The organism is Proluteimonas luteida, from assembly GCF_021191695.1.
Classification (GTDB): Bacteria; Pseudomonadota; Gammaproteobacteria; order Xanthomonadales; family Xanthomonadaceae; genus Luteimonas; species Luteimonas luteida.
Map to the genome: position 1 here is coordinate 182,703 of NZ_JAIWPT010000002.1, position 25,431 is coordinate 208,133.

Annotated in this window: 18 protein-coding genes; 9 read left to right on the top strand and 9 right to left on the bottom strand. The window is 72.4% G+C overall.

What is annotated here, in order from left to right; genetic code table 11:
* Window positions 1-42 precede the first annotated feature (42 nt).
* Window positions 43-858 carry a hypothetical protein gene (locus LDO26_RS02845; protein WP_232129559.1) on the bottom strand — a complete coding sequence of 272 codons (816 nt, stop codon included), beginning with the start codon at window positions 856-858 and terminating at the stop codon, window positions 43-45.
* A gap of 112 nt (window positions 859-970) precedes the next feature.
* On the opposite strand from LDO26_RS02845, the gene LDO26_RS02850 reads away from it, so the two are divergent.
* From LDO26_RS02850 to LDO26_RS02870, 5 genes are all read left to right on the top strand, one after another.
* The gene (locus tag LDO26_RS02850) at window positions 971-2,398 is read left to right on the top strand and encodes a Do family serine endopeptidase (protein ID WP_232129560.1); all 1,428 of its coding nucleotides are present in this window, start codon (window positions 971-973) and stop codon (window positions 2,396-2,398) included.
* A gap of 79 nt (window positions 2,399-2,477) precedes the next feature.
* Window positions 2,478-2,837: a hypothetical protein gene (locus LDO26_RS02855; RefSeq protein WP_232129561.1), complete on the top strand. Its 360-nt coding sequence runs from the start codon at window positions 2,478-2,480 to the stop codon at window positions 2,835-2,837.
* 12 nt (window positions 2,838-2,849) lie between these two features.
* Entirely contained in the window at window positions 2,850-3,383 is a 534-nt protein-coding gene (locus LDO26_RS02860; RefSeq protein ID WP_232129562.1) for a phage holin family protein, read from the top strand.
* Window positions 3,380-3,922, top strand: a complete 543-nt coding sequence (locus LDO26_RS02865; RefSeq protein ID WP_232129563.1) for a protein sip-5 — start codon at window positions 3,380-3,382, stop codon at window positions 3,920-3,922. The genes LDO26_RS02860 and LDO26_RS02865 overlap by 4 nt, the downstream gene beginning before the upstream one ends.
* A 29-nt stretch (window positions 3,923-3,951) precedes the next feature.
* Window positions 3,952-5,073 carry an AI-2E family transporter gene (locus tag LDO26_RS02870; protein ID WP_232129564.1) on the top strand — a complete coding sequence of 374 codons (1,122 nt, stop codon included), beginning with the start codon at window positions 3,952-3,954 and terminating at the stop codon, window positions 5,071-5,073.
* Between the two features lie 108 nt (window positions 5,074-5,181).
* Here the strand turns inward: LDO26_RS02870 and LDO26_RS02875 are convergent, their stop codons facing one another.
* Both LDO26_RS02875 and LDO26_RS02880 read right to left on the bottom strand, forming a co-directional pair.
* Entirely contained in the window at window positions 5,182-10,047 is a 4,866-nt protein-coding gene (locus LDO26_RS02875; protein WP_232129565.1) for a YadA-like family protein, read from the bottom strand.
* A gap of 113 nt (window positions 10,048-10,160) precedes the next feature.
* Complete coding sequence (locus LDO26_RS02880) at window positions 10,161-12,575, bottom strand: winged helix-turn-helix domain-containing protein (RefSeq protein WP_232129566.1); 2,415 nt, start codon at window positions 12,573-12,575, stop codon at window positions 10,161-10,163.
* Window positions 12,576-12,739: 164 nt separating this feature from the next.
* Here LDO26_RS02880 and LDO26_RS02885 point away from each other — a divergent pair, with 164 nt between their 5' ends.
* From LDO26_RS02885 to hglS, 3 genes are all read left to right on the top strand, one after another.
* The gene (locus LDO26_RS02885) at window positions 12,740-13,453 is read left to right on the top strand and encodes an HAD-IA family hydrolase (RefSeq protein WP_232129567.1); all 714 of its coding nucleotides are present in this window, start codon (window positions 12,740-12,742) and stop codon (window positions 13,451-13,453) included.
* Between the two features lie 10 nt (window positions 13,454-13,463).
* Window positions 13,464-14,843 carry a leucyl aminopeptidase family protein gene (locus LDO26_RS02890; RefSeq protein WP_232129568.1) on the top strand — a complete coding sequence of 460 codons (1,380 nt, stop codon included), beginning with the start codon at window positions 13,464-13,466 and terminating at the stop codon, window positions 14,841-14,843.
* A 146-nt stretch (window positions 14,844-14,989) separates the two neighbouring features.
* Complete coding sequence (hglS, locus tag LDO26_RS02895; protein ID WP_232129569.1) at window positions 14,990-16,345, top strand: 2-oxoadipate dioxygenase/decarboxylase HglS; 1,356 nt, start codon at window positions 14,990-14,992, stop codon at window positions 16,343-16,345.
* Window positions 16,346-16,510: 165 nt separating this feature from the next.
* Here the strand turns inward: hglS and LDO26_RS02900 are convergent, their stop codons facing one another.
* From LDO26_RS02900 to LDO26_RS02925, 6 genes are all read right to left on the bottom strand, one after another.
* Window positions 16,511-17,671 (bottom strand): YncE family protein, encoded by a 1,161-nt coding sequence (locus LDO26_RS02900; RefSeq protein ID WP_232129570.1) that lies wholly within the window; start codon window positions 17,669-17,671, stop codon window positions 16,511-16,513.
* Window positions 17,672-17,744: 73 nt separating this feature from the next.
* On the bottom strand, window positions 17,745-19,916 hold the full coding sequence (gene fhuE, locus LDO26_RS02905; protein WP_232129571.1) for a ferric-rhodotorulic acid/ferric-coprogen receptor FhuE: 2,172 nt from the start codon (window positions 19,914-19,916) through the stop codon (window positions 17,745-17,747).
* 396 nt (window positions 19,917-20,312) lie between these two features.
* A complete protein-coding gene (locus LDO26_RS02910; protein ID WP_232129695.1) occupies window positions 20,313-20,933 on the bottom strand; it encodes a response regulator transcription factor in 621 nt (206 codons plus the stop codon).
* Window positions 20,934-21,015: 82 nt separating this feature from the next.
* Entirely contained in the window at window positions 21,016-22,179 is a 1,164-nt protein-coding gene (locus tag LDO26_RS02915; protein ID WP_232129572.1) for a sensor histidine kinase, read from the bottom strand.
* Between the two features lie 28 nt (window positions 22,180-22,207).
* On the bottom strand, window positions 22,208-22,987 hold the full coding sequence (locus tag LDO26_RS02920; protein ID WP_232129573.1) for an ABC transporter permease: 780 nt from the start codon (window positions 22,985-22,987) through the stop codon (window positions 22,208-22,210).
* Between the two features lie 11 nt (window positions 22,988-22,998).
* The gene (locus LDO26_RS02925; protein ID WP_232129574.1) at window positions 22,999-23,946 is read right to left on the bottom strand and encodes an ABC transporter ATP-binding protein; all 948 of its coding nucleotides are present in this window, start codon (window positions 23,944-23,946) and stop codon (window positions 22,999-23,001) included.
* 256 nt (window positions 23,947-24,202) lie between these two features.
* Between LDO26_RS02925 and LDO26_RS02930 the strand changes: the two genes are divergently transcribed.
* Entirely contained in the window at window positions 24,203-25,429 is a 1,227-nt protein-coding gene (locus tag LDO26_RS02930) for an efflux RND transporter periplasmic adaptor subunit (RefSeq protein WP_232129575.1), read from the top strand.
* The last annotated feature ends 2 nt before the right edge of the window (window positions 25,430-25,431 follow it).

Consider the following 25,431-nt stretch of genomic DNA (forward strand, 5'->3'; position numbering starts at 1 on the left):
CACGCGGATGAGGCGTCAGGCAACGCTTCCGTGGAGGAAGCCTCAGGCCTTCTTCGCCGCGCCCTTCTTCGCCGCGACGCTGCGCTTGACGGCCGCCTTCTTGGCGGTGGCCTTCTTCGCGACCTTCTTGACGGCCTTCTTCACCGCGGCCTTCTTGGCAGCGACTTTCTTGGCCGGCGCCTTCTTCGCGGCCGCCTTCTTGGCAGGGGCCTTCGTCGCGGTCTTCTTCGTCGCAGTCTTCTTGGCGGCCGCCTTCTTGCCGGCGCCCTTCTTCTTCAGCGCGGCAATCTCGGCCGAGGCGGCGGTCTTGGCGGCTTCGAGCTTCTTCTTTGCGGCGGACACGCGCTTGGTCACGGCCTTGGTGACCTTCTTGGCGCGGGCGCTGACGTCCTTCTCCGCCGTCTTGGCGGTCTTCTTCGCGGACTTCACCGCGGCCTTCGCTTTCTTCTTGACCGTGTTGCCGATGTCCTTGGCGGTTTCGGCCACGACTTCGGCCGCGTGGGTCAGGGTCTCGGTGACCCCGTTACCGTTACTCATGGTGATGTCCTCGTCAGTGAACAGTGAGCGGAGCCAGTCGCCCGCAGGCGAAATGTAGCGCGAACCAGGCGCGGTGGAAGCATATTTCCACGCGATGCCGGCGCGATCGGAGCGGACGTCGACGCCCCGGGCCAGGGGGACGCCGCAACGCCCCCCGCGGAGACGGGTATGCGGCGGGGGGCGCCCTGCAAGGCAGCCGTCGCCCCCGTGCAGCGGAGACCCGGATCCTTCGTCCGGATCGCGCGCAGGTCGCCGGGGCCCGGCGCGCGACGTTCCGGACTTCAACACCGATTCAAATGCCCGCGCCCACACTTGGCGCATGCCGGCCGCGGCCGCGCCGTCGCCGGTCCGTTCGACGGCATTTGACGACAGCCGCCCGGGCTTCCACGCTTCGTGTCACGCCACATGCATGCCGACAGGGGATGATTTCCACATGCGCGCCAAATCCACACTCCTTGCCCTGGTCGCCGCCGCCGCGTTCGGCGGTTTCGCCGCGACCGCGATCCGCGACGTGGTCCAGCAGCCGGCCGGCGCCGCGCCTCCGGCGGCGCTCGCCGTGCCGACCCTCGCCGCGCTGCCGGCGGCCGTCGACGGCCAGCCGGTGCCTTCGCTGGCGCCGATGCTCCGCCAGGTCACGCCGTCGGTGGTGTCGGTGCACACCAAGCAGCGCGTGCGGGTCAGCCCGTTCGGCAACGACCCGTTCTTCCGCCGGATGTTCCCGGAGCTGTCGCAGGAGCGCATCAACGAGTCGCTGGGCTCGGGCGTGATCGTCGACGCGGCGCAGGGCTACGTGCTGACCAACCACCACGTCATCGAAGGTGCCGACGACGTGTCGGTGACGCTGGCCGACGGCCGCACCCTGGAAGCGGAATTCGTCGGCTCCGACGCCGACACCGACGTCGCCCTGATGCGCATCCAGGCCGACAACCTGACCGCGATCCCGCTGGCGCGCGACGGCGAACTGCAGGTCGGCGACTTCGTCGTCGCGGTCGGCAACCCGTTCGGTTTCAGCCAGACCGTGACCTCGGGCATCGTCTCGGCGGTCGGGCGCAGCAACGTGCCCGGCGTCGGCTTCCAGAACTTCATCCAGACCGACGCGTCGATCAACCCGGGCAACTCCGGCGGCGCGCTGGTCAACCTGCGCGGCGAACTGGTCGGCGTCAACACCGCCAGCTTCAACACCCGCGGCAGCATGGCCGGCAACATCGGCCTCGGCTTCGCGATCCCGATCGGCCTGGCCCAGAACGTGATGACCCAGCTGGCGACCACCGGCAGCGTGCAGCGCGGCACCCTGGGCATCGACACCCAGACGGTCGATGCGCGGATCGCGCAGGGCCTGGGCCTGGACACGCCGCGCGGCGCGATCGTCACGCGCGTCTACGGCGACTCACCGGCGGCCGCCGCCGGGCTGCGCACCGGCGACGTGGTGACCGCCGCCAACGGCCAGCGGATCGACAGCAGCGATGCGCTGCGCAACTTCCAGGGCCTGCAGTCGCTGGATGCGCAGGTGACGCTGGACGTGCTGCGCGACGGCAAGCCGGTGAAGATCGAAACCCGCCTGCGCGCACTGCCGCGCGACGGCGCCAGCTTCGACCCGCGCCTGGCCGGCGCGATGTTCGCCGACATTCCCGAGGCAGTGCGCCGGCAGAACGCGCGCGTGGCCGGCGTGCTGGTCGAAAAGGTGGACAGCGGCAGCCGCGCGCAGCAGAGTGGACTGCGCGATGGCGACCTGATCCTGGCGGCCAACAGCGGCGAATTCCGCGACCTTGCCGGCTTCCGCGATTCGCTGGCCGGTCGCCCGTCCGATCTGGTGCTGCGCATTTCACGCCGTGGACGCATCTATGACGTGATCATGCGTTGACACCCCCTGCTCGACACGTCTTCAGGTTGACTACATTCCAGCCGCGGGTTCGTGCGGCACCCACTCAGGAGTAACGACGATGACCCCCACTTCGACCGATGCAGTGAAGAACAACCTCGGCGAGGCCGGCTCGCACCTGGCCCAGGCCGCGCGCGACGCGGGCAGCGCGGTGCGCAATGCCGCCGACGTGGCCGCCGACGAGCTGAAGCTCGGCAAGGCCAGCGTCAAGGCCGACCTGGCCGACTCGGCGATCGCCGGCCTGGCCGCGTTCGAGGAAGGCGGCGCGGCCGCCAAGGAACAGGTCGATGCACTGATGGACAAGGGACGCGACCTCGTCGACAGCGCGGCCGATTTGATCCGCGAGCGCCCGCTCGCCTCGTTCGGCGTGGCCTTCGCGGCCGGCTGGATCATCGCCAAGCTCGCGCGCAGCAGCAAGTAAGCCGGTCGCTGCATGACCGGACCCGACCCCGGCACTGCCCCGGACGAGCGGCCCGCCAGCGCGGCGGGCCGTGCGCCGGGCGAGACGCCACATCTGGACGAGAGCGTGCGCCGCGTCCGTGCGGCGGGCAAGGAAACCCTCGACTCCGGCCTGGACAGCCTGCGCGCGTTGCGCAAGCTGGCTTCGGCCGATTTCGCCCTGGCCCGCAGCGCGCTGGGCCGCGCGATCGCCTGGTGCGCGATCGCGGTGGTGTTCGGTGCCTCGGCGTGGCTGCTGGCGATGGCCGCCGCGGTCGCGCTGCTGCAGGCATGGGGGCTGTCGTGGCTGGCGGCGATCGCCATTCCCACGCTGCTGAGTGTCGTCGCCACCGGCGTCGCCGCCTGGCGCGTGTCGGTGTTCTTCGACTACGCCGGCATGCATGCCACCCGTCGCCAACTCGCCCGGCTGGGCCTGTTCAGCGAGAACGACGACGAGGAAGACGAGGGCAGCGTGCCCGCGCCTTCCGCGGACGCAGCGGCCGCATCCGCGGCATCGGATCGGCGATGAATTTCGAAGGCCTGAAATCGCGGGTCGAACGCGCCGAGTCGCTGGTCGACGGCCGCCTGTCGCAGACCGGCGATCGCTATGCCGCGCTCAAGCTGAGCTGGCGCGAGGCCTGGACGCCGCCGCGGATCATCCTTGCCGGCCTGATCGCCGGTTTCGTCACCGGCCGTTCCCAGCCGCGCGACGCGCTGCAGAAGCTCGGCAAGCTCGGCGGTCCCAAGTCGATCCAGCTGGTGACGTCGATCGCGAGCATGCTCACGTCGATGCAGGCGGCCTACGCGGCGGCCACCGCGGAGAAGGCGGCGGACACTGCCGACGACGCGGCGAACGACGTCCAGGACGCGGCCGCGACCGTGCAGCAGGAAGCGCAGGCGCCGGGTCCGGCAACGGGAACCGCGGCACCATCGCAGGCGGCCCCGTCTACGACGCCCGAGGTACCCGACGACGCGCCGCGTCCCGACCGCAATCGTCCGGATCCCGCGCTCACCGCGCAGCCGCCACCGGCGGAAGCCGCCACCGACGTTTCCGAACCCGAGCGCTGAGGCGGCACCCCGCCGTCCAGACCACACGAGTGAGCATCCCGGTCACCCCGCCTCCTGCCGACGACGCGCCGGCGCCGTCGCCGATGCCGGTGCAGCCGCGTCCGCGCGCGCCGACCGCGCTGGTGGTGCTGGCCACGCTGGCGGTGCTGGCGACCCTGTGGGCCGCGCAGGCGGTGATCCTGCCGGTACTGCTGGCGATGTTCTTCGCGCTGGTCGGCAATCCGCTGCTGCGCGGCCTGCGCCGGCTGTGGATCCCGCGCTTCGCCGGTGCGCTGCTGGTGCTGGTCGCCGGGCTGGCGGCCGCCGGCGCACTCGGCACCCAGCTCTACGGCCCGGCCAGCGAATGGGTGCAGCAGGCACCGAAACAGTTGCGCACGCTGGCGCCGCGGCTCAAGCGGATGACCCAGCCGATGCACCAGGCCAACCAGGCGGCCGAGTCGTTCGCGCGCGCCACCGAGGACCGGCCGCAGCGGCGCGTGCAGATGGTGCAGATCCAGGACAACAGTTCGTGGCGCACGCTCGTCGCCACCCCGCGCATGCTGGCCTCGGTGCTGGCCGTGGTGCTGCTGACGTTCTTCTTCATGGTCTATGGCGAGAACCTGCAGCGCAACGCCATCGCGCTGCTGCCCACGCGCCAGCGCAAGAAACTGACGGTCGACATCCTGCAGTCGATCGAGCGCGAGATCTCGCGCTACGTGCTGACGATCTCGATCATCAACACCCTGCTGGGCGCGGTGTTCGCCGGCCTGCTGCTGGGCATGGGCTTCAGCCTGCCCGATGCGCTGCTGTGGGGGACGGTCGCCGCGCTGCTGAACTTCGCCCCCTACGTCGGGCCGCTGCTGGGCGTGCTGCTGATGCTGCTAGTGGGCTTCACCAGCCACGACGGCAGCTGGCCGGCCGCGGCGTGGGCGCCGCTGGTGCCGGCGGCGGCGTACCTGGCCCTGCATACCGTCGAGGGCCAGATCGTGACCCCGATCGTGCTCGGCCATCGCATGGCGCTGTCGCCGCTGGTGCTGATCCTGGCGCTGATGCTGTTCGGCTGGATGTGGGGCATCGTCGGACTGCTGCTGGCGGTGCCGCTGCTGGTCTGCGTCAAGCTGGTGCTGGCGCGCGTCGAAGGCTTCGAGGGCTGGGCGCGGCTGCTGGCGTGACTGCCCGCGCCACCCACCCGGCGATCCCTTCCGCGCCTGCGGCATGCCCTGCCGAGCGCCACGCCGGACCTGCCGACGTGGCGCTGGGCCCGGAATGCAGCGCCGGGATCACCAGCTGAAGCCGGCACCCGCAGACACGCTGCTCTCGCCGCCGGCGACCGCGCCGCCGATCGACACGCTGGCGCGATTGCCGATCGCCCGCTGGTAGCCGACCGCGATCGCCTGCTCGCCGCCCTGCGCGCCGACGCCGACCCCGACCCGGTTGCGCCCCGCCAGCCCGGCGGTGTTCAGGGCCATGCCGGCATACGCGCCGCTCATCGCGCCCATGCGGTCGATGCGGCGATCCTGGTGGCGGAAGCGGTCGTCGATCTCGCCGCGCAATGCCGAGAAGTTGTCCTCCCACGCCGCGAAACGCCCATCGGTATACGCATTGGCGTCCTTCAGGGTGCGCGCATCGCCGGCCTCGACCTGGGCGACGTTGGCCGCATCGGTGTCGTTGACGCCTTCGGCGACGTTGGTCACCCGCCGCTGGTGGTCGGCACTGCCCACCGAGACGGTGTCGGCCTCGTCGGCGACCGCGCCTTGGCCCAGCGCGACCGCGCCGTCGGCGGTGACGCTGGCACCCTGGCCGAGCGCGGTGCCGGATGCCGCCTCGACACGGCTGTCGGCACCCACCGCCACCGCGTGGGATGCACCGGCCTCGATCGTCGCGTTGCTGCCCAGCGCGGCGCCGCCGTCGGCCTCGACCACCGCGCCATGCCCGACCGCGGTGTCGTTGCCGTCGATGGCGACGCTGTCGTTGCCGATGGCGAGCCCGCTGCCCTGGCCCGCGGGCGCGCCATTTCCATTGCCATTGCCATTGCCATTGCCGTTGCCGTTGCCACCGCCGGCGCCCGAGCCACTCTCCAGCACGCCGATCCGGCCGTCGAGCCCGGACAGCGCACCATCGAGCGCGCCGAGCGCATCACCGACGTTGCCGTAGTGGCTGCCCTGGACCGAGAACACGCTGCCGATCAGGCGGCCGCCGGCATCGACCACCGTGCCGCCGCCGAACGCACTGGCGACCGAATCCATCGCCGCGTGCACCTGCGCGCCATTGACGGCATCGCGGCTGTTCGCATTGATCGCACCGCCGGCGACGTTGGACAGCCGCGTGCCATCCTCGCCGTCGAGCGTGACCCGGCCGCGGCTGTCGTCGTCGTAGGCCACCGCGTTCCCGGCCACGCCCTCGATGTCGCCGATGCGGTCCTCGATCCCGTCGACCCGGCCTTCGACCGCGCCGACGCGCTGGTTGGTCTCGAACAGCTGGCTGCCGTTGACCGCGTCGCTGCTGTCCTCGGACAGCTCGCCGGCGGCGACGTTGGTCAGCAGCGTGCCGTCCTCGCCGGCGAGGGTGATCCGCGAGCGGCTGTCGTCGTCGTAGCCGATGGCATTGTCGGCGACGTCGCCGAGCCGATCGGCCACCGCGCTGAGCTGGTCGAGATTGACTGCATCGGTGCCTTCAGTGCCCGCGGCCACGTTGGTGATCTGGCGCTCGGCGCCGACGGCGCCGACCGACACCGTGTTGGCGCGGTCGGCGACGGAGTACCAGCCGATGGCGATCGAATCGGTCGCGATTGCCTCCGCATGCGCACCCAGCGCGATGCCGCCCTCGGCTGCTGCGCGGCTCTGGTAACCGAACGCCGCGCCGTAATCGCCGGACGCCGTGGCCGTCACGCCGACCGCAGTGGCGCTGTCTCCATGTGCCGAACCCCAGCTCCCGACCACCATCGAGCGGTCCGAGGAGGCCGAACTGTTGGCGCCCAGTGCCATCGACGACAGGCCCAGCGCCGTCGCGTTGGTGCCGATCGTGACCGACAACTCACCGCGCGCATTGCCGCCGACGGCGGTCGCCATCCAACCGTCGGCAAAGGCACCGCTGCCGATCGCGGTCGCACCGGTTTCGAGCGCACGCGCGCCTGCGCCGACCGCAGTGCTCTGGTCACCGGTGGCCAGGGTGGGAAACTCCTCCATCTCGCCAGTCACGCCGTTCAACGCATACAGATGGCCGCCGATGGCGGTGGCACTCGCACCGGCGGCGTGGCTGCCGGCACCGTAGGCAGTGGCGTAATCGGCGACCGCCAGGCTGTCCAGACCACCGGCAGTCGCATGTCGTGCCAAGGCGTACGCGCCGCTGCCGAAAGCGGATGCGCCCTGTCCGCCGGCATGCGCGCCCGACCCCGCCGCGGTGGCGAAATCGCCATCGACGCTGGCCTCCTGTTCGTTGTCCCCGTCGCCGGTGGCCGCGAAGTAGCGATTGACCGACGTTGCGTCGCGCAGTTGGTCGAGATTGACCGCATCGGTACCTTCGGTCCCCGCGGCGACATTGACGATCTGGCGCTCGGCACCGGCGTCGCCGACCGACACCGTGTCCACCCGGTCGGCGACCGCGCCGATGCCCAAGGCCACGCTGCCGTCGGCGACGGCATGCGCGTCCGCGCCAAGCGCGAGGCTGCCATCGCCGTCGGTGCGGCTGCGGAAGCCGAGCGCGACGCTCTGCTCGCCATGGGCACGCGCCACCTGGCCCAGCGCGGTCGCGCTGTCGGCGAACGCGCCGGCGCTGCCGCCGACGGCCAGCGTGCGCATGGCCCCGGCGGCCGCGCTGTGGCCGAGCGCGGTCGAATGATCCGCGGCCGCGGTCGCCATCACGCCGACCGCAGTCGTCGAGTGCCCGCGGGCGCTGCCGGCGACCGCCACCGCCATCTCGCCGCCGGCATAGGCGCCGGCGCCGATCGCGGTCGAGGCGTACTCCAGCGCGCGCGCGCCGGCGCCGACCGCGGTGCTCTCGCGACCGGCGGCGATCGTGGCGAACTCCTCCATCTCCCAGGTTTCGCCGTTCATCACGTACAGGTGGCCGCCGATCGCGGTCGCGCTGTCGGCGGACGCGTCGGCACCGGCGCCGAACGCGCTGGCGTAGTCGGCCGAGGCCGCGCTGTTGAAGCCGACCGCCGTGGTGTGCTTCTCGAACGCGAACGCGCCGCTGCCGAACGCGGAGGAACCGAGCTCGCCGGCCAGCGCGCCGGAGCCGGCGGCAGTGCCGAAATCGCCCTGGACCAGCGCCGGCTGGTCGTTGTCGGCGTCGCCGCTGGCCTCCAGGTAGCGGGCGCTGCCGGCGACGGCCTCGAGCTGGGCGAGGTTGACCGCGTCGGTCGCCTCGGTGCCGGCAGCGACGTTGACGATCTGCCGTTCCTCGCCGGCGGCGCCGACCGACACCGTGTCGGCGCGGTCGGCAACCGACCACGCGCCGAGCGCGACGCTGTTCACCGCGGTCACGTCGCTGTGCGCGCCGAGCGCGGTGCTGCGCGCCACCCGGCCCTTGGCCTGGCGGCCGAAGGCGCTGGCGTAGTCGCCGGCAGTGCCCGCGTACTGGCCGACGGCGGTGTTGGACTCGTCGTAGGCGACCGCGTTGGCACCGACCGCGACGCTGCGCGCGCCCTCGGCACGGGCGCTGGCGCCGAGCGCGACGCCGAGCACGTCGTAGGCGCGCGCCTGGTTGCCGATGGCGACCGCGCGGTTGCCGAGCGCGGTGGTGGCCGAGCCGATCGCGATCGCCTGCCGGCCGCTGGCCTCGGACGTGGCACCGACCGCGACCGTGCCGTAGTCGGTCGCGTGCGCGGCGACGCCGATCGCGGTCGCCTGCTTGCCGGACGCGGTGGTGCTCCAGGTCTCCCATTCCCAGGTTTCGCCGTTCATGACCTGCATCTGGCCGCCGATCGCGGTCGAGCCCTCGTCGCTCGCCTGGCTGCCGGCGCCGTAGGCGGTGGCGTTGCTGCCGTCGGCGAGGCTGTTGATGCCGCCGGCGGTGGCCTGCTCGCCCAGCGCGAACGCGCCGCTGCCCAGCGCCGACGCACCCATGCCGATCGCCGTCGCCGCCGAGCCCACCGCGGTCGCGAAATCGCCATCGATGGTGGCCGGTCCGTCGTTGTCGGCGTCGCCGCTGGCGGCCAGGTAGCGGGCGCTGCCGGCCATCTCCTCCAGCTGCGCGAGGTTCACCGCGTCGGTCGCCCCGGTGCCGGCGGCGACGTTGACGATCTGCCGTTCCGCGCCGGCGGCGCCGACCGAGACCGTCGCGGCCCGGTCCGCCAGCGCGCCGCGGCCCAGCGCCACGCTGTCCTCTGCGGCGCTGCGGGCATCGACACCGAGCGCCAGACTGCCGAAGCCCTCGCTGCGGCTGCGCCAGCCGATCGCGACGCTGCGGTCGCCCAGCCCCCGGGCCACGGCACCGATGGCGATGGCACTGTCGCCGTTGACGAGGCCACCGGTGCCGATCGCGATGCCGCGGTCGATCGTGACCCCCGCTCCGTTACCGACCGTGACCGCACCATGCCCGCGCGAGTTGGCATTGACGCCCAGTGCGGTGGTGTAGTCATCGATCGCATTGCCGCCCAGCGCCACGCTCAGGCGCCCGCCGGCGTAGGCGCCGCTGCCGACCGCGGTCGCGGTATGGCCCAGCGCGCGCGCGCCGGCGCCGACCGCGGTGCCGCGTTCGCCCGAGGCGAGGGTCGGGAACAGCTCCATTTCCCAGGTCTCGCCGTTCATCGAATAGTGGTAGCCACCGACCGCGGTCGCGCTGGTGCCGGAGGCGATGCTGCCGCCACCGAAGGCGGCGGCATGTTCGCCGCTGGCCTGGCTGCCGGCGCCGAACGCCGCCGCATGCAGCGCACTGGCCAGCGCCCCGGATCCGGCCGCGGTCGCGAGTTCGCCGGTCGCGGCGGCATCCTCGTCGCCGCTCGCCTGGAAGTGGCGGCCGCTGTCCGGTACGTCGTCGATGGTGTCGTCGGTCGCTTGCGCCGCCTCCGCGGCCGGCGCGGGCGGACCGGAGGGGGCGGCAGCCGCCTCGCCGATGACGGTGTCCGGGCCGGCCGCCTGCGCATGGGCCTGGGGGGCGGCGGAAATCAGTGCGGCGATCGCGAGCGCCAGGGTCGTACGGGTCATGACGGGCCTTTCCTCCGGAAACGATGGGCGGGCCGGAGCCCACCGGGGCAGCCGCGGTCTGCGGCGATCCCGATCCTTCGCCGGGCGCGCCGGGGAAGACCATTCCTGAGCCGTTATCGATCCGTTACAGGCGCATTTTCTCCTTTGATTTCAATCGCCTGCGGCTGGTTTTCCGGAGGCGCCAGCAGCGTCGCGGGGATCGGCCGCTCGCCCGCCAGCCGTTGCGCGGCCTGCAGCGCGCGTGCCCAGGCGTCGGTCTGGCCCAGGGCGTGGAACAGGCGGGTTTCGAGCAGCGCGAGGTCGAAATCCTGCTGCGCCCACGGCGCGGTGCGGCCGACCAGCGCGGTCGCCTCGGCCGTCTTGCCATGGGTGACCAGCCACACCGTGCCGGCATAGACCGCCTGCGCGATTTCCTCCGGCACGCCGTCCTGCTCGGCCCGCGCGACCGCGGTCCGGTAGGCATGCGCGGCGGTCGCGTCGTCGCCCCGGGCCTGCGCGGTCATCGCCACCAGCAACCAGTCCCAGGCATAGCCCTCGCGTTCCGACGACGGCTGCGGCGCGGCGTCCGCGCGCAGCGGCAGGCCGGCCTCGAGCGCGGCCTGGTGCCGCAGCCAGCGCGCCCGGAACAGGCGCTCGGAGCGGGCGGCGCCCTGCCAGCGGTCGAGCAGCGCGTCCGCGGCGTGGACCGCGGCGACCGGGTCGCCGCGCCGCCAGGCCATCTCGATCCGCAGGATGTCGGCCCGGTGCAGGTCGCTGTTGAGCGTCGGCCCGGCGCCATGCGCCTCCAGCACCAGGCCCGCGGCCGAGAACTGGCCCTGCCGCACCATGGCCTCGGCCCGTCCCAGCGCGATGTTGGTCAGCTGGCTGGGATCGGTGATGCGCCCGCGCAGCTCCCAGGCCTGTTCCATGCTGGCGCGCGCCTCGTCGGGCTGCAGCAGCATCAGCTGGGTCTCGGCCAGCGCCACCGACATCGACACCAGTTCGTAGATCGCGCCGAAGCGGCGGAACTCGTCGAGCGTGCGGGCGATGTGCTCGGCCGCCTGCGCCGGCCGGCCGCGCACCTTCTCGAGGAAACCGAGGCTGGCATCGACCCGGGCGACGGCCAGCGGGTCGCCGGTGCGCGATGCCAGGATGCGGGCCTGGCCGAGGTCCTCGAGCGCGCCGTCGTAGTCGCCCATCAGCGAGCGGGCCATGCCCCGGCCGTTGAGCGCGTCGCCCTGCAGGGCGATGTCGCCGTCCGGACCGAGCAGCGCCAGCACCTCGGTATAGTCGCGCTCGGCCGGGGCGCGCTGGTCGAAGCGCCGGTCCACGCCGGCGCGCAGCAACAGCACGCTGGCCCGGAACACGGGATCGGCCGCGGCATCGGATTCCAGCAGCCGCGCGACCTCGGCGCGGACCTCCTCGTACAGGCCGGCGCGGAAATCGATCTGGGCCATGCGCAGGCGCAGTTGCGGATCCTCGCGCTGCGCCGGCGGCGCTTCGTCCAGGATGCGCCGCGCGGCGTCGAGTTCGTTGCTCAACAGCGCGGCCTGCGCGCGCTGCAGCCGCTCGCTCAGGCCGGCGTCGACGTCCGGGCCCGCCGCGTCGCGTCCCAGCGCGGCAAGCAACCGGCCGCAGGCCTGGTCGGCGGCCTGCACCAGGTCGGCGTGCTCGCCCCAGGCATGCCGCGCGGCGCCGTCGCGGCCTTCGGCGGTGATCTCCACGCGCCAGCCGGCATCGGTGCGGTCGGCGCGGCTGCCGATCACCCAGTCGCCGCCCACCGCCTCGCGCAACTGCGCCGACGTCGCCCCGTCGCCGTTGTGTGCGTGCAGCATCGACAGCACGTTCTCGCTGGCCGCGACCGGCAGGCCGGCGCGACGCAGGCGGTCGCCGATCAGGTCCATCAGCCCCAGCCGGCCCCAGGCGACATCGGGGGCGTGGCCCAGTTCGGTCGGCAGCACCAGGATCGCGCCGGCACCGGCCGTCGGCGTCTCCGCAGGCGGCGGCGCCCGGTCCGCGGCCCACCATGCGCCGGCAACCAGCAACATGGCGACCAGTACGACGCCGGCGACGATCCGCCGGCCCCTGCCGCCGCGCCGGGGCGCGGTCGCCACTGGCGCCGCGGTCGCCGGCGACTGCGCCGCCCCGGCCTCCACTGCCCGAGCCGCCTGCCCGTCGCTGCCTGCACGGCCGTCGTCGTCGCGGGTCGGCACGGGATCCTCGGCGATCGGCGCGACCGGTTCGACCTCGGCGACCCAGCGGAAGCCATAGCTCGGCACGGTGCGGATCACCCGCTGCTCCTGGCCGTCGTCGCCCACGGCGCGGCGGGCGCGCAGGATGATCTGGCTCAGCTGCGCATCGGAGACGTTGTCGCGGGCGAACACCGCCATCGCCAGTTCATCGCGGGACACCGCCCGCTCGCGGTGTTCGAGCAGGTGCTGCAGGCAGGCGAACACCCGTGCCGGCACGGCCACCGGCTGTCCGTCGCGAAGCAGTTCGCGGGCGTTGCAATCGAGCAGGTAGTTGGCGAATCGATGGATCTTCGGCATTGGCATCCGGGCGGCGAACCCTCCGATGGCGCCGTTGCACGCCGGATCCCTCCCGGCGGCCGTCCAGTATGACCGATGCCGGCGACCCGGCAGCGCCGACGCCGTCGCAGGTCGCGCCGGGCCGTGTCGACGGAAGCCGCGGCGGCGACCGCTACAATGGGCCGATGAGTTTCCCCATCCGCGCGATCACCCTCGATCTCGACGACACCCTGTGGCCCTTCGCACCGATCGGGGTACGCATCGAGCAGACCCTGGACGCGTTCCTGCGCGAGCACAGCCCGCAAACCGCGGCCATGTTCCCGGTCGATGCGATGCGGCGCCTGCGCGAACGCGTGTTCGCCGAGAACGCCCACCTGCTGCACGACCTGTCGGCACTGCGCCAGCTGACCATCGCGCATGCGCTGCGCGAGAGCGGCGGCGACCTCGGCCTGCTGGATGCGGCCTTCGACGTGTTCTACGCCGAACGCAACCGGGTCGAGTACTACCCCGACAGCCTGGACGCGCTGGCGCGGATCGCCGCGCGGGTGCCGGTGGCCGCAGTGACCAACGGCAACGCCGACCTCGAACGCATCGGCCTGTCGCATCACTTCGCGTTCCAGCTCGGCGCGCGCGAGCACGGCGCGGCCAAGCCCGAGGCCAGCATCTTCCACGCCGCCTGCGCCCAGCTGGGCTGCGCGCACGGCGAGGTGCTGCACGTCGGCGACCATGTCGAGATGGACGTCGCCGGCGCCGCGCGCGCCGGGCTGCGCAGCTGCTGGATCAACCGCGAGGCGCGCCGCTGGGAACACCCGGAACTGGCGCCCGACCTCGAATTCGACACCCTGACCGCGCTCGCCGACTGGCTCGACGCCGCGCCGGTCGCCACCCCCAACCGCTGAAGGTTTGCCCATGCGCGATGCCACCGATTCCCTGTTCGCCAGCGCCAGCGCCAGCGCCGACGCGCGGCCCCTGCATGTCGTCGGCCGCGACGACGTGGCCGGCTGGCGCGCCACGCAACCGTCCGCGGTGCAGGCCTGGCTCGACGCGCAGGCGTTCGACGGCGCGCCCGGATCGCTGCTGCTGCTGCCGGGCGATGCGGGCCTGGCCGGCGCGGTCATCGGCGTCGGCGACCGCCTCGATCCCGACGCCTACGCGCACGCCCCACTGGGCCTGCCGGCGGGCGACTGGGTGCTCGCCTCGTCGCTGGACGCCGACGCGCTGCATGCGCTGCAGCTCGGCTGGGGTCTCGGCGCCTACCGCTTCACCCGCTACAAGCAGGCGCCGCGCGCACCGGCGCGGCTGGTCGTCGATGCGCCCGACGCCGAGGCCGTCGACCTGATCGCGGCGACCGCGCGCGTGCGCGACCTGGTCAACACGCCGACCGAGCACATGGGGCCCGAGCAGCTGGAAGCCACCGTTCGCGAGATCGCGGCCGCGCACGGCGCCACGTTCGACAGCATCGTCGGCGACGCGCTGCTGGAGCGGAATTTCCCGGCGATCCACGCCGTCGGCCGCGCCTCGCACCGCGCGCCGCGGCTGCTGCACCTGAGCTGGGGCGAGGCCGCACACCCGCACGTCGCGATCGTCGGCAAGGGCGTGTGCTTCGACACCGGCGGCCTCGACATCAAGCCGGCCGACGGCATGCGCAACATGAAGAAGGACATGGGCGGCGCCGCGCATGCGATCGCGCTGGCCGAGCTGGTCATGGCACGCGGACTGCCGCTGCGCATCACCCTGCTGGTGCCGGCGGTGGAGAACGCCATCGGTCCCGATGCCTACCGGCCGGGCGAGGTCATTGCCACGCGCAAGGGCGTCAGCATCGAGATCGACAACACCGATGCCGAGGGCCGCGTGGTGCTGTGCGACGCGCTGGCCTTCGCCGGCGAACAGTCGCCCGACGCGATCCTCGATTTCGCCACCCTGACCGGCGCGGCGCGGGTCGCGCTCGGGCCCGACCTGCCGGCGCTGTTCGCCAACGACGACGCGCTGGCCGGCGACTGGATCGCCGCCGGCGAAGCCACCCGCGACCCGGTCTGGCGCATGCCGCTGTGGCGTCCCTACCTGCGCTACCTGACCAGCGGCATCGCCGACATGGCCAACGCCGGCTCGCGCATGGCCGGCGCCGTCACCGCCGCGCTGTACCTGGAGCGCTTCGTGCCCGAAGGCACGCCGTGGGCGCACCTGGACACCTACGCCTGGAACGACAGCAGCCGCCCGGGCCACCCGCATGGCGGCGAGGCGCTGGGCCTGCGCGCGGCCTATGCGATGCTGCGCGCCCGCACCGGCTGATCCACGCGCCGGCACGGCATCGCTTCGCGAACGCATGCCACCCGCCCGTACGGCGCGCGGCAATGCCGGCCGCCTGTCCCGCTTACCGCCACACCAGCGACCGCGCGTAGCATCGACGTTCCTCTCCCCCCACACCACAGATCACGATGTCCCCTTCCCACGTCCCGCCCGACGAGATCCGCAGCCTGTTCGCGCAGGCGATGTCGACGATGTACCGCAACGAGGTGCCGCTGTACGGCACGCTGATGGAACTGGTGTCCGCGATCAACGCAGCCGCCCTGGCGGCCGATCCCGGGCTGGCCGGGCGCCTGCGCCGCAGCGACGCGCTGGACCGCATCGACGACGAGCGCCACGGCGCGATCCGGGTCGGCACCGCGCGCGAGCTGGCGACGCTGCGGCGCATGTTCGCGGTCATGGGCATGGTGCCGGTCGGCTACTACGACCTGTCGGTCGCCGGGGTTCCGGTGCATTCGACCGCGTTCCGGCCGATCACCGCGCAATCGCTGGCACGCAATCCGTTCCGGGTGTTCACCTCGCTGCTGCGGCTGGAGCTGATCGAGGACCCGGCGCTGCGCGACGAGGCCGCGGCGATCCTCGCGCGGCGCGAGATCTTCACCCCGCGGGCGCTCGAACTGATCGCGCGCTGCGAAGCCGACGGCGGCCTCACCCGCGACGAGGCCGGGGCGTTCGTCGCCGAGGCGCTGGAGACCTTCCGCTGGCACAGCGAGGCCACGGTGTCGCACGCGACCTACCGGGCGCTGCACGCCGCGCACCGGCTGGTGGCCGACGTGGTCTGCTTCCGGGGCCCGCACATCAACCACCTCACGCCGCGCACGCTCGACATCGACGCGGCGCAGGCGGCGATGCGCCAGCGTGGGATCGACGCCAAGGCGGTGATCGAAGGCCCGCCGCCGCGGCGCTGCCCGATCCTGCTGCGCCAGACCAGCTTCAAGGCGCTGGAGGAACCGGTGCTGTTCCCTGATGGCGACAGCGCCGACGCGGGCACCCACACCGCGCGCTTCGGCGAGATCGAACAGCGCGGACTGGCGCTCACGCCGAAGGGGCGCACGCTGTACGACAGCCTGCTGGCGCGCGCACGCGCTGGTGGCGGCAGTGCGGACGACGGCTACCCGCAGCGCCTGGCCGAGGCGTTCTCCGGATTCCCGGACGACGAGGCGACGCTGCGCCGCGAAGGCCTGGGCTATTTCCGCTACGCACTGACCGATGCCGGCCGCGCGGATCCGGCCGCGGTGGCGAGCCGGCCGGTCGAGGCGCTGATCGACGAAGGACTGGCCAGCGCCGATCCGATCGTCTACGAGGACTTCCTGCCGGTCAGCGCCGCGGGCATCTTCCAGTCGAACCTCGGCGGCAGCGAGCAGCGCGCCTACGCCGCGCGCGCCAACCGCGACGCGTTCGAACAGGCGCTGGGTGCGCCGGTGCACGACGAGTTCGATATCTACGCGCGCATCGAGCGGGAGTCGCTGGCGACGCTGGGCAACTGAGAGGCCATGAGTGGTTCTCAAGTCGCGGAGAACGACCTGCGGCGCCAGGGAAACCGGATGCCACGCGCCGTAGGGCGGGTCTCGACCCGCCTGCCACGGGAACGATGCCTGTGATGGCGGGTCGAGACCCGCCCTACGGCCGATTGCGCCCCTTTCCCCCTTCCCTCACTCCAGCGGGATGCGGACCACGCTCTCCACGCCGCTGGCGTGATAGGTCTTGGTGAACGGCGTCTTGACCGTCACGTACAGGGCCTTGCCGTCCGCGGACAGGGCCAGGCTGTTGGGGTTGGGCGCGGCCCGGATGGTCCGCTTGACCGCATGGGTATCGGCATCGACCACGCTCACGGTGCCCTGGTCGCGATGGCCGATGTAGAGCTCACGGCGCGCGGCGTTGAACACGATGCCCATCGAGTCGCCGGCGCCGTCGATCTCGCCGACCTTGCGGCCGCTGTCGGGATCGACGACCAGCGTGGTCTTGAGCTTGGAGTGGTCGGTGACGTAGAGCAGGTTCTTCTCCGCATCCAGCGCCAGGTTCAACAGCAGCGCCTCGTCGTCGCCGGCAGGCTTGAAGCGATCGACGATGGTGTGGCTGGTGGTGTCGATGCGCAGGATCTCGCCGCCGCCGTTGGCCGCGTACAGGTCCCCCGTGCGCGGGTGCAGCAGCAGGCCGGTGAGCCACTTGCCGGCATCGCGGATCGTGTGCCGCAGCTCCAGCGTGCCCGCATCCACGACCCAGATCACCGCGGGATCGCCGACCGCGCCCACGTACAGCAGGTCGCGGTTGCGGTCGTAGACGACCTGGCGCGGGCCGTAGCGGTGGCCCTGGCTGTCGGCCTCGTCGAAGCGCAGCCGGCCGACCACGGACCTGGTCTCCAGGTCGATCGCGGTCACGCCGTGTTCGAGGCTGTTGGTGACGTACAGCCGCTTGCCGTCCGGACGCAGGGCCAGGCCGAAGTTGCGCAGGTCGGTGTGGATCGCGCCGATCGGCTCGAGCGTGGCCGGATCGAGCTGGTAGACGACACCGCCGCTGACGTTCGGCGCCGACAGCGCCGAAGCCACGTAGACCGCGCCATCCTGCGGGTTGCTGACGACCTCGTAGATGCCGCGGGTGAGCTCGCGGTAGACCACGCCGTCGTCGATCACGGCTGCGCCGGCCGGCTCGGCCGGGATGGCGGGGACGAAGGATGGCGCGGCGGCGGCGGGTTCCTGCGCCGCGGCGATGCAGGCGGGGCCGGCGACCAGCAGGGCTGCCAGGGCCCATGCGCGGGGCCGATGCCGGTGCGCGGCCGGCGTCGAGGGTGAAACGCGGGAGGTGGCGGGATGCATGGGAATTCCTCGGGATGGGGATGCGTGCGGCGGTGCGCATCCGGCCGGCGCCGATGACGCCGCCGGTTCGCGCTCAGAACGCATAGGTGAAGGTCAGCGAGCCGTTGCGCTTCTCGCCATAGGCACCGTAGCCGTTGATCTGGGCGTAATAGACCTTGTTCAGCAGGTTGTTGGCATTCAACTGCACGCTGAACTGCGGTGCCAGCCGGTAGCGCACGAACGCATTGACCAGCGCGTAGCTTTCCTGCTCGAACCGCCCGTAGGCCGGCACCGGGTAGTGGATGCCGTTCTGCCAGTTCACGCCGCCGCCGAGCGTCAGCTCCGGCGCCCTGCGCGGGGTGTAGCTGGTGAACGCCTTGAGGGTGGTCTGCGGCAGGCGCGAATTGATGTCGGCGCCGTCCGCGTCCTTGGCCACGTAGCGCGAAGCGCCGAAGGTCGCGTTCCAGCCCGGCGCCAGTTCGCCGTTGAGCTCGAACTCGAAGCCCCGGCTCACCGTGCCGCGCGCGGCGACGTAGGCGAATTCCCCCGGCCGCGACGGAATCGGCTGGTCGGTCTGCTGCGCCACGTTGTCCTGCTCGATGCGGAACACCGCCAGCGAGGCGTTGAGGCGGTTGTCGAACCAGGCGCCCTTGATGCCGACCTCATAGCTCTTGCCGTCGACCGGGTCCAGATAGCGCTCGTCGATGTCGCGCGCGACCTGCGGCTGGAAGATCTCGGTGTAGCTGGCGTAGGTCGACCAGGTGTCGTCGATGTCGTAGACCAGGCCGGCGTACGGCGTGGTCGACTTGTGCTTGCGGTCGGCCGATGCGCCGAGGCTGTCCAGCTCGCCCTCGCTCTCCCATTCGGTGTAGCGCGCACCGACGATCAGCTTCAGCGGGTCGGCGAGCGACAGGCGGGTCGCGGCGTAGCCGGCCTTCTGGGTGATGGTGCCCTCGCTGGCCAGGGCCAGCGGGTTCCAGTCCGGCTGCGGGAAATCGCCGGTCCAGCCCAGATAGTTGTCCAGCGGCGCCCAGCCCCACTGGAAATCGCCGTAGTTGGCGAACTCGCGCTTGTTGTAGCTCAGGCCGGCCATGAACTGGTGTTCGCGGCCGAACGCCTGGAACGGGCCGTCAACGTAGCCGTCCACGCCATCCACCTTGCGGTGGGTGTTGTAGAAGCCGGCCATCGGCGTGATGCCCGCGCCGGTCTCGGGATCAAACGCCGAATAGGACGGGTAGAACAGCTTGTCGTCGGCGTCGGTCTTGTCGTGGGTCGCGCCGAGCTTGAAGTTCCAGCCGTTGGCGAACGCATGCTGCACGGTGGCGAAGGCGCGCTTGCTGGTGGTGTCCCAGTAGGTCCAGTCCGGCGAGGGATTGAACGAGGTCGGGTAGTCGGTCGGGCTGCCGTCGGAGAACACCATCGGGAACCCGCCCCAGGTCGCCCCGTTGGCGCGCTTGTGCTGGTAGTCGTAGCCGACGCTGAGCTGGGTGTCGGGCGTGAGGTCCGCATCGATCACGACATAGCCCAGCTGCTTGCGCTGGCTGTAGCGCTCCATCTGCGCATCGGTCTCGAGATAGCTGCCGATCGCGCGTGCGCGCACCGTGCCGCTGGCATTGAGCGGCGTGGTCGCGTCCACGGTCGTGCGGGTCCTCCCCCATTCGCCCACGTTGAGCGACACGCTGCCGGTGAGCTCCGCGCTGTCGGCATGCTTGCGCACCAGGTTGACCGAGGCCGACGGATTGCCGGCACCGGTCAGCAGGCCGGTGGCGCCGCGCACGATCTCCACGCGATCGTACAGCGCCAGGTCCAGCCCGGAGTCGCCATAGCTCCAGTTCTGCACCATCTGCGTCGGCAGGCCGTCGAACTGGTAGCTGTCGATGTAGAAGCCGCGGGCATAGAACTCGGTGCGCTCGCTGTCGGACTGGGTGCTGCTCACGCCGGTGGTGTTGGCCAGCACATCGATGATGTCGTCGAGGTTCTGGTCGGTGATGCGTTCGTGGCTGATGATGCTGACCGACTGCGGGATCTCGCGCGCGGTCAGGTCGAAGCGGGTGCCGGCCGTGGTCCTGCGCACGCTGTAGCCCTCGGCGCGTTCGCCCTTGACGACCAGCTGGTCGAGGGTGGTGACCGCGTCCTCGCCGTCGGTGGTGGCCTGTTGCGCCCAGGACGCGGGGGCGGCCAGTACGCAGGACGCGGCGAGCAACGCCTGCGGCAGGACGCGACGACGGGGGACGCGGGTGGGACGGATGTCCGTGGGGCGGTTCATCTGAAGGACTCCAGGCAGGAAGAACGGCCCGCCCGCGCGGCGCAGCACGACGGCTCCGGCACGACGACGGACGGATGACGGGGCGGCTGGCGTGGGGTTGCCGGCCGCGGCAGGAACGGACGCTTTCCTGCGGCGGCGACAAGGCCGGGCTGACTGCGGGGCGGCGGATGGACGCCGCGGAATCGCCGGCCGGGGATGGCCGGGGCGAATGCCTGGCGCCATCCTAGCTGATACTGATTCGCATTTGTATCGCCCGACCCGATGGCCGTGTTGCCCGCCCGCCGGCGGGCCGGGGCGCCACGTCATCCGGGAGCCGGAAGGAACCGCACGACACGGGACCGCGGAGGCTGCCGGTACCGGAAGACGTCGGCACCTGCGCCCATGCCGCTGCGGCCGCTACAACCACCCCTTCTGCCGCGCCAGCCGGTAGGCCTCGATGCGGTTGCCGACGCCGAGCTTGCCGATCGCCTCGGACAGGTAGTTGCGCACGGTGCCGTGCGAGAGCCGCAACTGCGCGGCGATCTCGGCGGCGCTCATGCCCTCGCCGGCCATGCGCAGCGCCTGGCGCTCGCGTTCGCTGAGCGGGTCGGGTTCGCTCCACGCCTCCAGCGCCAGTTGCGGGTCGATCGCGCGGCCGCCGTCGTGCACCCGGCGCAGCGCGTCGGCCAGCTGTTCGGCCGGCGTGTCCTTGAGCAGGTAGCCGCCGACGCCGGCATCGAGCGCGCGCCGCAGGTAGCCGGCGCGGGCGAACGTGGTGACGATGACCACCCGGACCGGCAGGGCGTGGCGCTGGATGCGCTGCGCGAGTTCCAGGCCGGTAAGCCCGGGCATCTCGATGTCGGTCACCAGCAGATCGGGCTTGAGCCGCTGCAGTTCGCGCCACGCGCGCTCGCCGTCGGCGACGCTGGCGACCACCGACAGGTCGTCCTCGAGGTTCAGCAGCGCGGCCAGCGCACCGCGCAGCATCGCCTGGTCCTCGGCGATGAGGATGCGGAGCGGATCGTCGGCGCTGGGCATGCGGCTCATGCGGGCGACGTTAGCAGGCATGACGGTCGCGGACATCGCGGGCCGCGCGCCTGCCCGCATCGCACGTCGCGCATCACGCGGGCGGCAGCGGCACACGCGCCTCGACGCAGGTGCCCCGCGCGCCGCTGTCGATGCGCAGCCGGCCGGCGACCGCCTCGATGCGCTCGCGCATGCCGGTCAGGCCGTTGCCGGGCACGATCGCGCCGCCGCGGCCGTCGTCGCGGATGCGCAGCCGCACCGCGTCGCCGTCGCGCGCGAGCTCGACCGTCGCATTGCGCGCCCGCGCATGCCGCAGCAGGTTGGTGACGCTTTCGCGCAGCGCCATCGCCAGCGCGGCCTCGACCTCCGGCGGCAGCGGCGCCGCGGCGAGCGTCTCGTCGAGCACGGGCGCGAACGCGATGCCGTCGGTTTCCAGCAGCAGCCGCGCCGACGCCAGTTCGGCGGCGAACTGCGGCGCGCGGATGCCGCTGACCGCCTGGCGCACCTGCGCCAGCGCGTCGCGCGCGACCGCGCCGACCTCGTCGATCTCGCGCCGTGCGCCGCCGGGATCGCGCTCGACCAGCTTCGCCGCCAGGTCCGCCTTCAGCGCGACCATCGACAGCGTATGCCCGAGCAGGTCGTGCAGGTCGCGGCTGATGCGCTCGCGCTCGGCCACCGCGGCCAGCCGCCGCACCTCGGCATGCGAGAGCCGCAACGCCGCGTCCTTGGCGCGGCGCAGGCGCTCGACGTGGACCAGCATGCCAACCACCGCGACCGTGATCGGCACCCAGGCGATCGCCGACCACGGATACTGGAACAGTCGCGCCCAGGCCACCAGCAGCAGGCTCAGCAGCAGCAATGTGCAGAAGTAGTGCCACGACGAGCGCCACGGCACCGTGCCGAGGAACACGCAGCCGAACACGAAATAGCTCAGGCCCGACGGATACCAGGGCAGCAGCGCGATGCACAGCGCGACCATGCCCACGCCCGCCCATCCCGCGCGACGCTGCGGCAGCGTCAGCGCCGCGACGAACAGCACGATGAAGGTCGGATAGGAGGCGAGCGTGAGCAGCGTCCAGCGCAGGTCGTAGCCCCATGGCGTGAACGCCGGCACGACGAACACCCAGACCGTCCAAAGCAGGTGCAGGAACTCGGTCCATGCCGGCCGGCCCTCGCGCACCGCGCAGGCGAGCGCGGAGTCCGGCGCGGGGCGCAGCCAGCGCGGCGAGGAAGCGGCAGGGATCGGAGGCAGGGTCATCGCAGCCCGATGTCGTCGATGGCGCCGCTCAGCCTGCACGGGACAGGCGGCGCGCGGCAAGCACGAAGCACGCGCCGCCCATCGCCGCCAGCACCAGCAGATGCAGCCACGGCGGCTGCGCGGTGGGCTGGCCGGTCGCCCACAGCGCGAGCTGCGCCAGGTGCCAGGCCGGCCACAGCGGCGCCAGCTGCGCGAACACGTCCGGCAGCATCGACAGCGGCAGCCACAGGCCCGACAGGAACGCCATCGGCAGGAACAGCAGGTTGACGATCGCCGGCGCGGCGTTGGCGCTGGCCAGGCTGCCGATGTACAGGCCGATCGCGCAGAACGGCAGCACGCCCGGCACCGTCACCAGCCACAGCAGCGCCCACTGCGCCGGCGCCAGCGATACGCCGCCGAACGCGACCGCCAGCACCGCGAGCTCCAGCACGATGACCAGTGCGAACAGCATCGCCATCGCCATGCGCGCGACGACCCACGCGCCCGGCGGCGCCGGCAGCGCGCGCCGCAATGCGAAGAAGCCGCGCTCGCGGTCGATCGCGAGGGTGACCGCGAAGCCGAACAGGCCCGCGCCCATCGCGCCGAACACCCCGTAGGTCGCCAACAGGTAGAGCGCGGCCCCGGCGCTGCCGCGCGCGCCGAGCAGCAGGCCGAACATCGCGTAGAACAGCGCCGGGAACAACAGCGTCGGGATCACGTACATCGGCTCGCGCAGCAGCCGCAGCAGCTCGCACTTCGCATCCAGCAGATGGCAACGCCAGAGGCGGACCGTCGCGGGTGCCCGGCTTGCCGGCGGAACATCGGTCATCGGGGCGTTCATCACGCAGCCTCCTGTGCGTCCGCGGACGATGCGGTCATCGCGACGAAGGCGTCTGCGAGCCCGGCGCGCTGGACTTCGAGTTCCCGCAGCGCCGGGTCGTCGGCCAGCAGGCGCCGGACGACGGCCTCGGCCTGCTCGGCCATGACCACCAGCCGGCCGTCGACCCGCGCGGCACCGCGCACGCCGGGCCACCCCGCCACGACATCCGCAGCCACGGTGGTCAGGCAGCGGACGCGCCGCTGCGCGACCTGCTCGCGGATCGCGGCGGTGCTGCCTTCGGCGCGCACGCGCCCGGCATCGAGCACGACCACCCGGTCGGCCAGCGCTTCGACTTCCTCCAGGTAATGCGTGGTCAGCAGGATGCCGACGCCGTCGGCGACCAGCGCGCGGACCGCCTGCCACACCTGCCGGCGCGCACCGATGTCCAGGCCGGTGGTCGGCTCGTCGAGGAACAGCAGCTGCGGCCGGCCGCACAGCGCGAGCGCGAACTGCACACGCCGCTGCTGCCCACCCGACAGCCGCCCGTAGCGCCGGCCGAGCAGGCCGTCGAGCCCGGCCAGTGCGACGCAGTCGGCGACGCTGCGCGGATCGGGATACCAGCTGCGGGTCAGCGCCAGCAGCTCGCCGACCTGCAGCCGCTCGGGCAACTGCGCCTGCTGCAGCATCACGCCGATCCGGCGGCGTGCCGACAGCGCGGAAGGCGGCTGTCCGAACAGCGTCGCCTCGCCGCGGTCGGCCGGCTGCAGGCCGAGCAGCACCTCGATCGCGGTGGTCTTGCCGGCGCCGTTGACGCCCAGCAGCGCGGTCACCTGCCCGGCCGGCAGCGCCAGGTCGACGCCATCGAGCGCCTGCACCTGGCCGCGGCGCCGCGAGACCTGCGCGAGGATCGCCAGCGGCTGCGCTGCATCGGCGCACGGCGGCTGCGCGTGGAAGGACGTGATGGACATCGGCGACTCCTGGTGCGACCTGGCGCCAGTCTCGGCGCGCATCCGCGGCCGCGGCAGTCGCCGGCGTCACCCGACGCGCATGACACTCGTCACGTGACTGCCGCCGGGGCCGCCGCCAGACTGCGTGACATCGCCGCCGCGGGCCATCCGGCAACGGATGACAGGCCCCGACCATCACGAAACTGACTTGTGGCAGGTTGGATCGCGGCACACGCGAAGTCACACTGGGGCCTGCCGTCCCGTCCTGTAGGCAACGATGAACACCAACGCCGATCTGCTGAAGGAACTCCGCATCGACCGCAGCGCGCCACCGCCGCCGTCGCGTCGCGGGCTGTGGATCGGGCTGGGCATCGCGGCCGGGGTGCTGGTGCTGCTGGCGCTCGGATTCCTGCTGCTGGGCGACCGTGCGATCACGGTCGACAGCGCGGTCGCGGCGGCGCCGTCCTCCGGCGCCGCCGGCGGCTCGGTGCTCGATGCCAGCGGCTACGTCGTCGCCCGGCGCATGGCGACGGTGTCGGCGAAGATCACCGGCCGCGTGCGCGAGGTGCGGATCGAGGAAGGCCAGCAGGTCGAAGAGGGCGAGATCATGGCCACGCTCGATCCGATCGACGCCGACGCCCGCCGCGACCTGTCGGCCGCGCAACTGGAGGCGGCGCGCAGCCAGGTCGCTGGCGTGCAGGCGCAGCTGGTCGAGGCCGAGGCCAACGCGCAGCGGCTGCAGGCGCTGGTCGGCCGGCAACTGGTGTCGAAGGCGCAGTACGACCAGGCCATCGCCCAGCGCGACGCGCTGCGCGCGCAGCTCGCCACCGCGCGCCGCAACACCACGGTCGCGAGCGAGCAGCTGCGCATCTCCGGCATCGGCGTCGACGACACGTTCGTGCGTGCACCGTTCGCCGGCGTGGTCGTCGCCAAGGCCGCGCAGCCGGGCGAGATCGTCTCGCCGCTGTCGGCCGGCGGCGGCTTCACCCGCACCGGTATCGGCACGATCGTCGACATGGATTCGCTGGAGGTCGAGGTCGATGTCGGCGAGTCCTACATCGGCCGGGTCGCGCCGGGCATGCCGGTCGAGACCACGCTCAACGCCTACCAGGACTGGAAGATTCCCGGCAGCGTCATCGCGATCGTGCCGACCGCCGACCGCGGCAAGGCCACGGTCAAGGTGCGCATCGCGCTCGATGCGAAGGACGCGCGGATCGTGCCGGACATGGGCGCGACGGTCAGCTTCCTCGAACAGGCGCGCCCGGCCGGCGACGCGGATGCACCGCGGCACGTGCGCGTCCCCGCGACCGCGCTGGCCCGTCGCGACGGCGCGCAGGTCGTGTTCGTCGTCGACGGCGATCTCGCGCGCCAGCGCGTGGTGCAGGCCGGCGAGCGCATCGGCGGCAATGTCGAAATCCAGCAGGGCGTGACGGCCGGCGACGAGGTGGTGATCGACCCGCCGGATGCGTTGCGGGACGGCAGCCGGATCCGCCTGGCCGACTGAGC

What these genes read in the sequence shown, in the direction of transcription:
- LDO26_RS02915 (WP_232129572.1), bottom strand. Translation starts at nt 22,179, where the DNA reads ATGACCCTGCCTCCGATCCCTGCCGCTTCCTCGCCGCGCTGGCTGCGC.
- hglS (WP_232129569.1), top strand. Translation starts at nt 14,990, where the DNA reads ATGTCCCCTTCCCACGTCCCGCCCGACGAGATCCGCAGCCTGTTCGCG.
- LDO26_RS02875 (WP_232129565.1), bottom strand. Translation starts at nt 10,047, where the DNA reads ATGACCCGTACGACCCTGGCGCTCGCGATCGCCGCACTGATTTCCGCC.
- LDO26_RS02930 (WP_232129575.1), top strand. Translation starts at nt 24,203, where the DNA reads ATGAACACCAACGCCGATCTGCTGAAGGAACTCCGCATCGACCGCAGC.
- LDO26_RS02910 (WP_232129695.1), bottom strand. Translation starts at nt 20,933, where the DNA reads ATGCCCAGCGCCGACGATCCGCTCCGCATCCTCATCGCCGAGGACCAG.
- LDO26_RS02860 (WP_232129562.1), top strand. Translation starts at nt 2,850, where the DNA reads ATGACCGGACCCGACCCCGGCACTGCCCCGGACGAGCGGCCCGCCAGC.
- LDO26_RS02865 (WP_232129563.1), top strand. Translation starts at nt 3,380, where the DNA reads ATGAATTTCGAAGGCCTGAAATCGCGGGTCGAACGCGCCGAGTCGCTG.
- LDO26_RS02925 (WP_232129574.1), bottom strand. Translation starts at nt 23,946, where the DNA reads ATGTCCATCACGTCCTTCCACGCGCAGCCGCCGTGCGCCGATGCAGCG.
- LDO26_RS02855 (WP_232129561.1), top strand. Translation starts at nt 2,478, where the DNA reads ATGACCCCCACTTCGACCGATGCAGTGAAGAACAACCTCGGCGAGGCC.
- LDO26_RS02850 (WP_232129560.1), top strand. Translation starts at nt 971, where the DNA reads ATGCGCGCCAAATCCACACTCCTTGCCCTGGTCGCCGCCGCCGCGTTC.
- LDO26_RS02880 (WP_232129566.1), bottom strand. Translation starts at nt 12,575, where the DNA reads ATGCCGAAGATCCATCGATTCGCCAACTACCTGCTCGATTGCAACGCC.
- LDO26_RS02845 (WP_232129559.1), bottom strand. Translation starts at nt 858, where the DNA reads ATGCGCCAAGTGTGGGCGCGGGCATTTGAATCGGTGTTGAAGTCCGGA.
- fhuE (WP_232129571.1), bottom strand. Translation starts at nt 19,916, where the DNA reads ATGAACCGCCCCACGGACATCCGTCCCACCCGCGTCCCCCGTCGTCGC.
- LDO26_RS02920 (WP_232129573.1), bottom strand. Translation starts at nt 22,987, where the DNA reads ATGACCGATGTTCCGCCGGCAAGCCGGGCACCCGCGACGGTCCGCCTC.
- LDO26_RS02890 (WP_232129568.1), top strand. Translation starts at nt 13,464, where the DNA reads ATGCGCGATGCCACCGATTCCCTGTTCGCCAGCGCCAGCGCCAGCGCC.
- LDO26_RS02900 (WP_232129570.1), bottom strand. Translation starts at nt 17,671, where the DNA reads ATGCATCCCGCCACCTCCCGCGTTTCACCCTCGACGCCGGCCGCGCAC.
- LDO26_RS02885 (WP_232129567.1), top strand. Translation starts at nt 12,740, where the DNA reads ATGAGTTTCCCCATCCGCGCGATCACCCTCGATCTCGACGACACCCTG.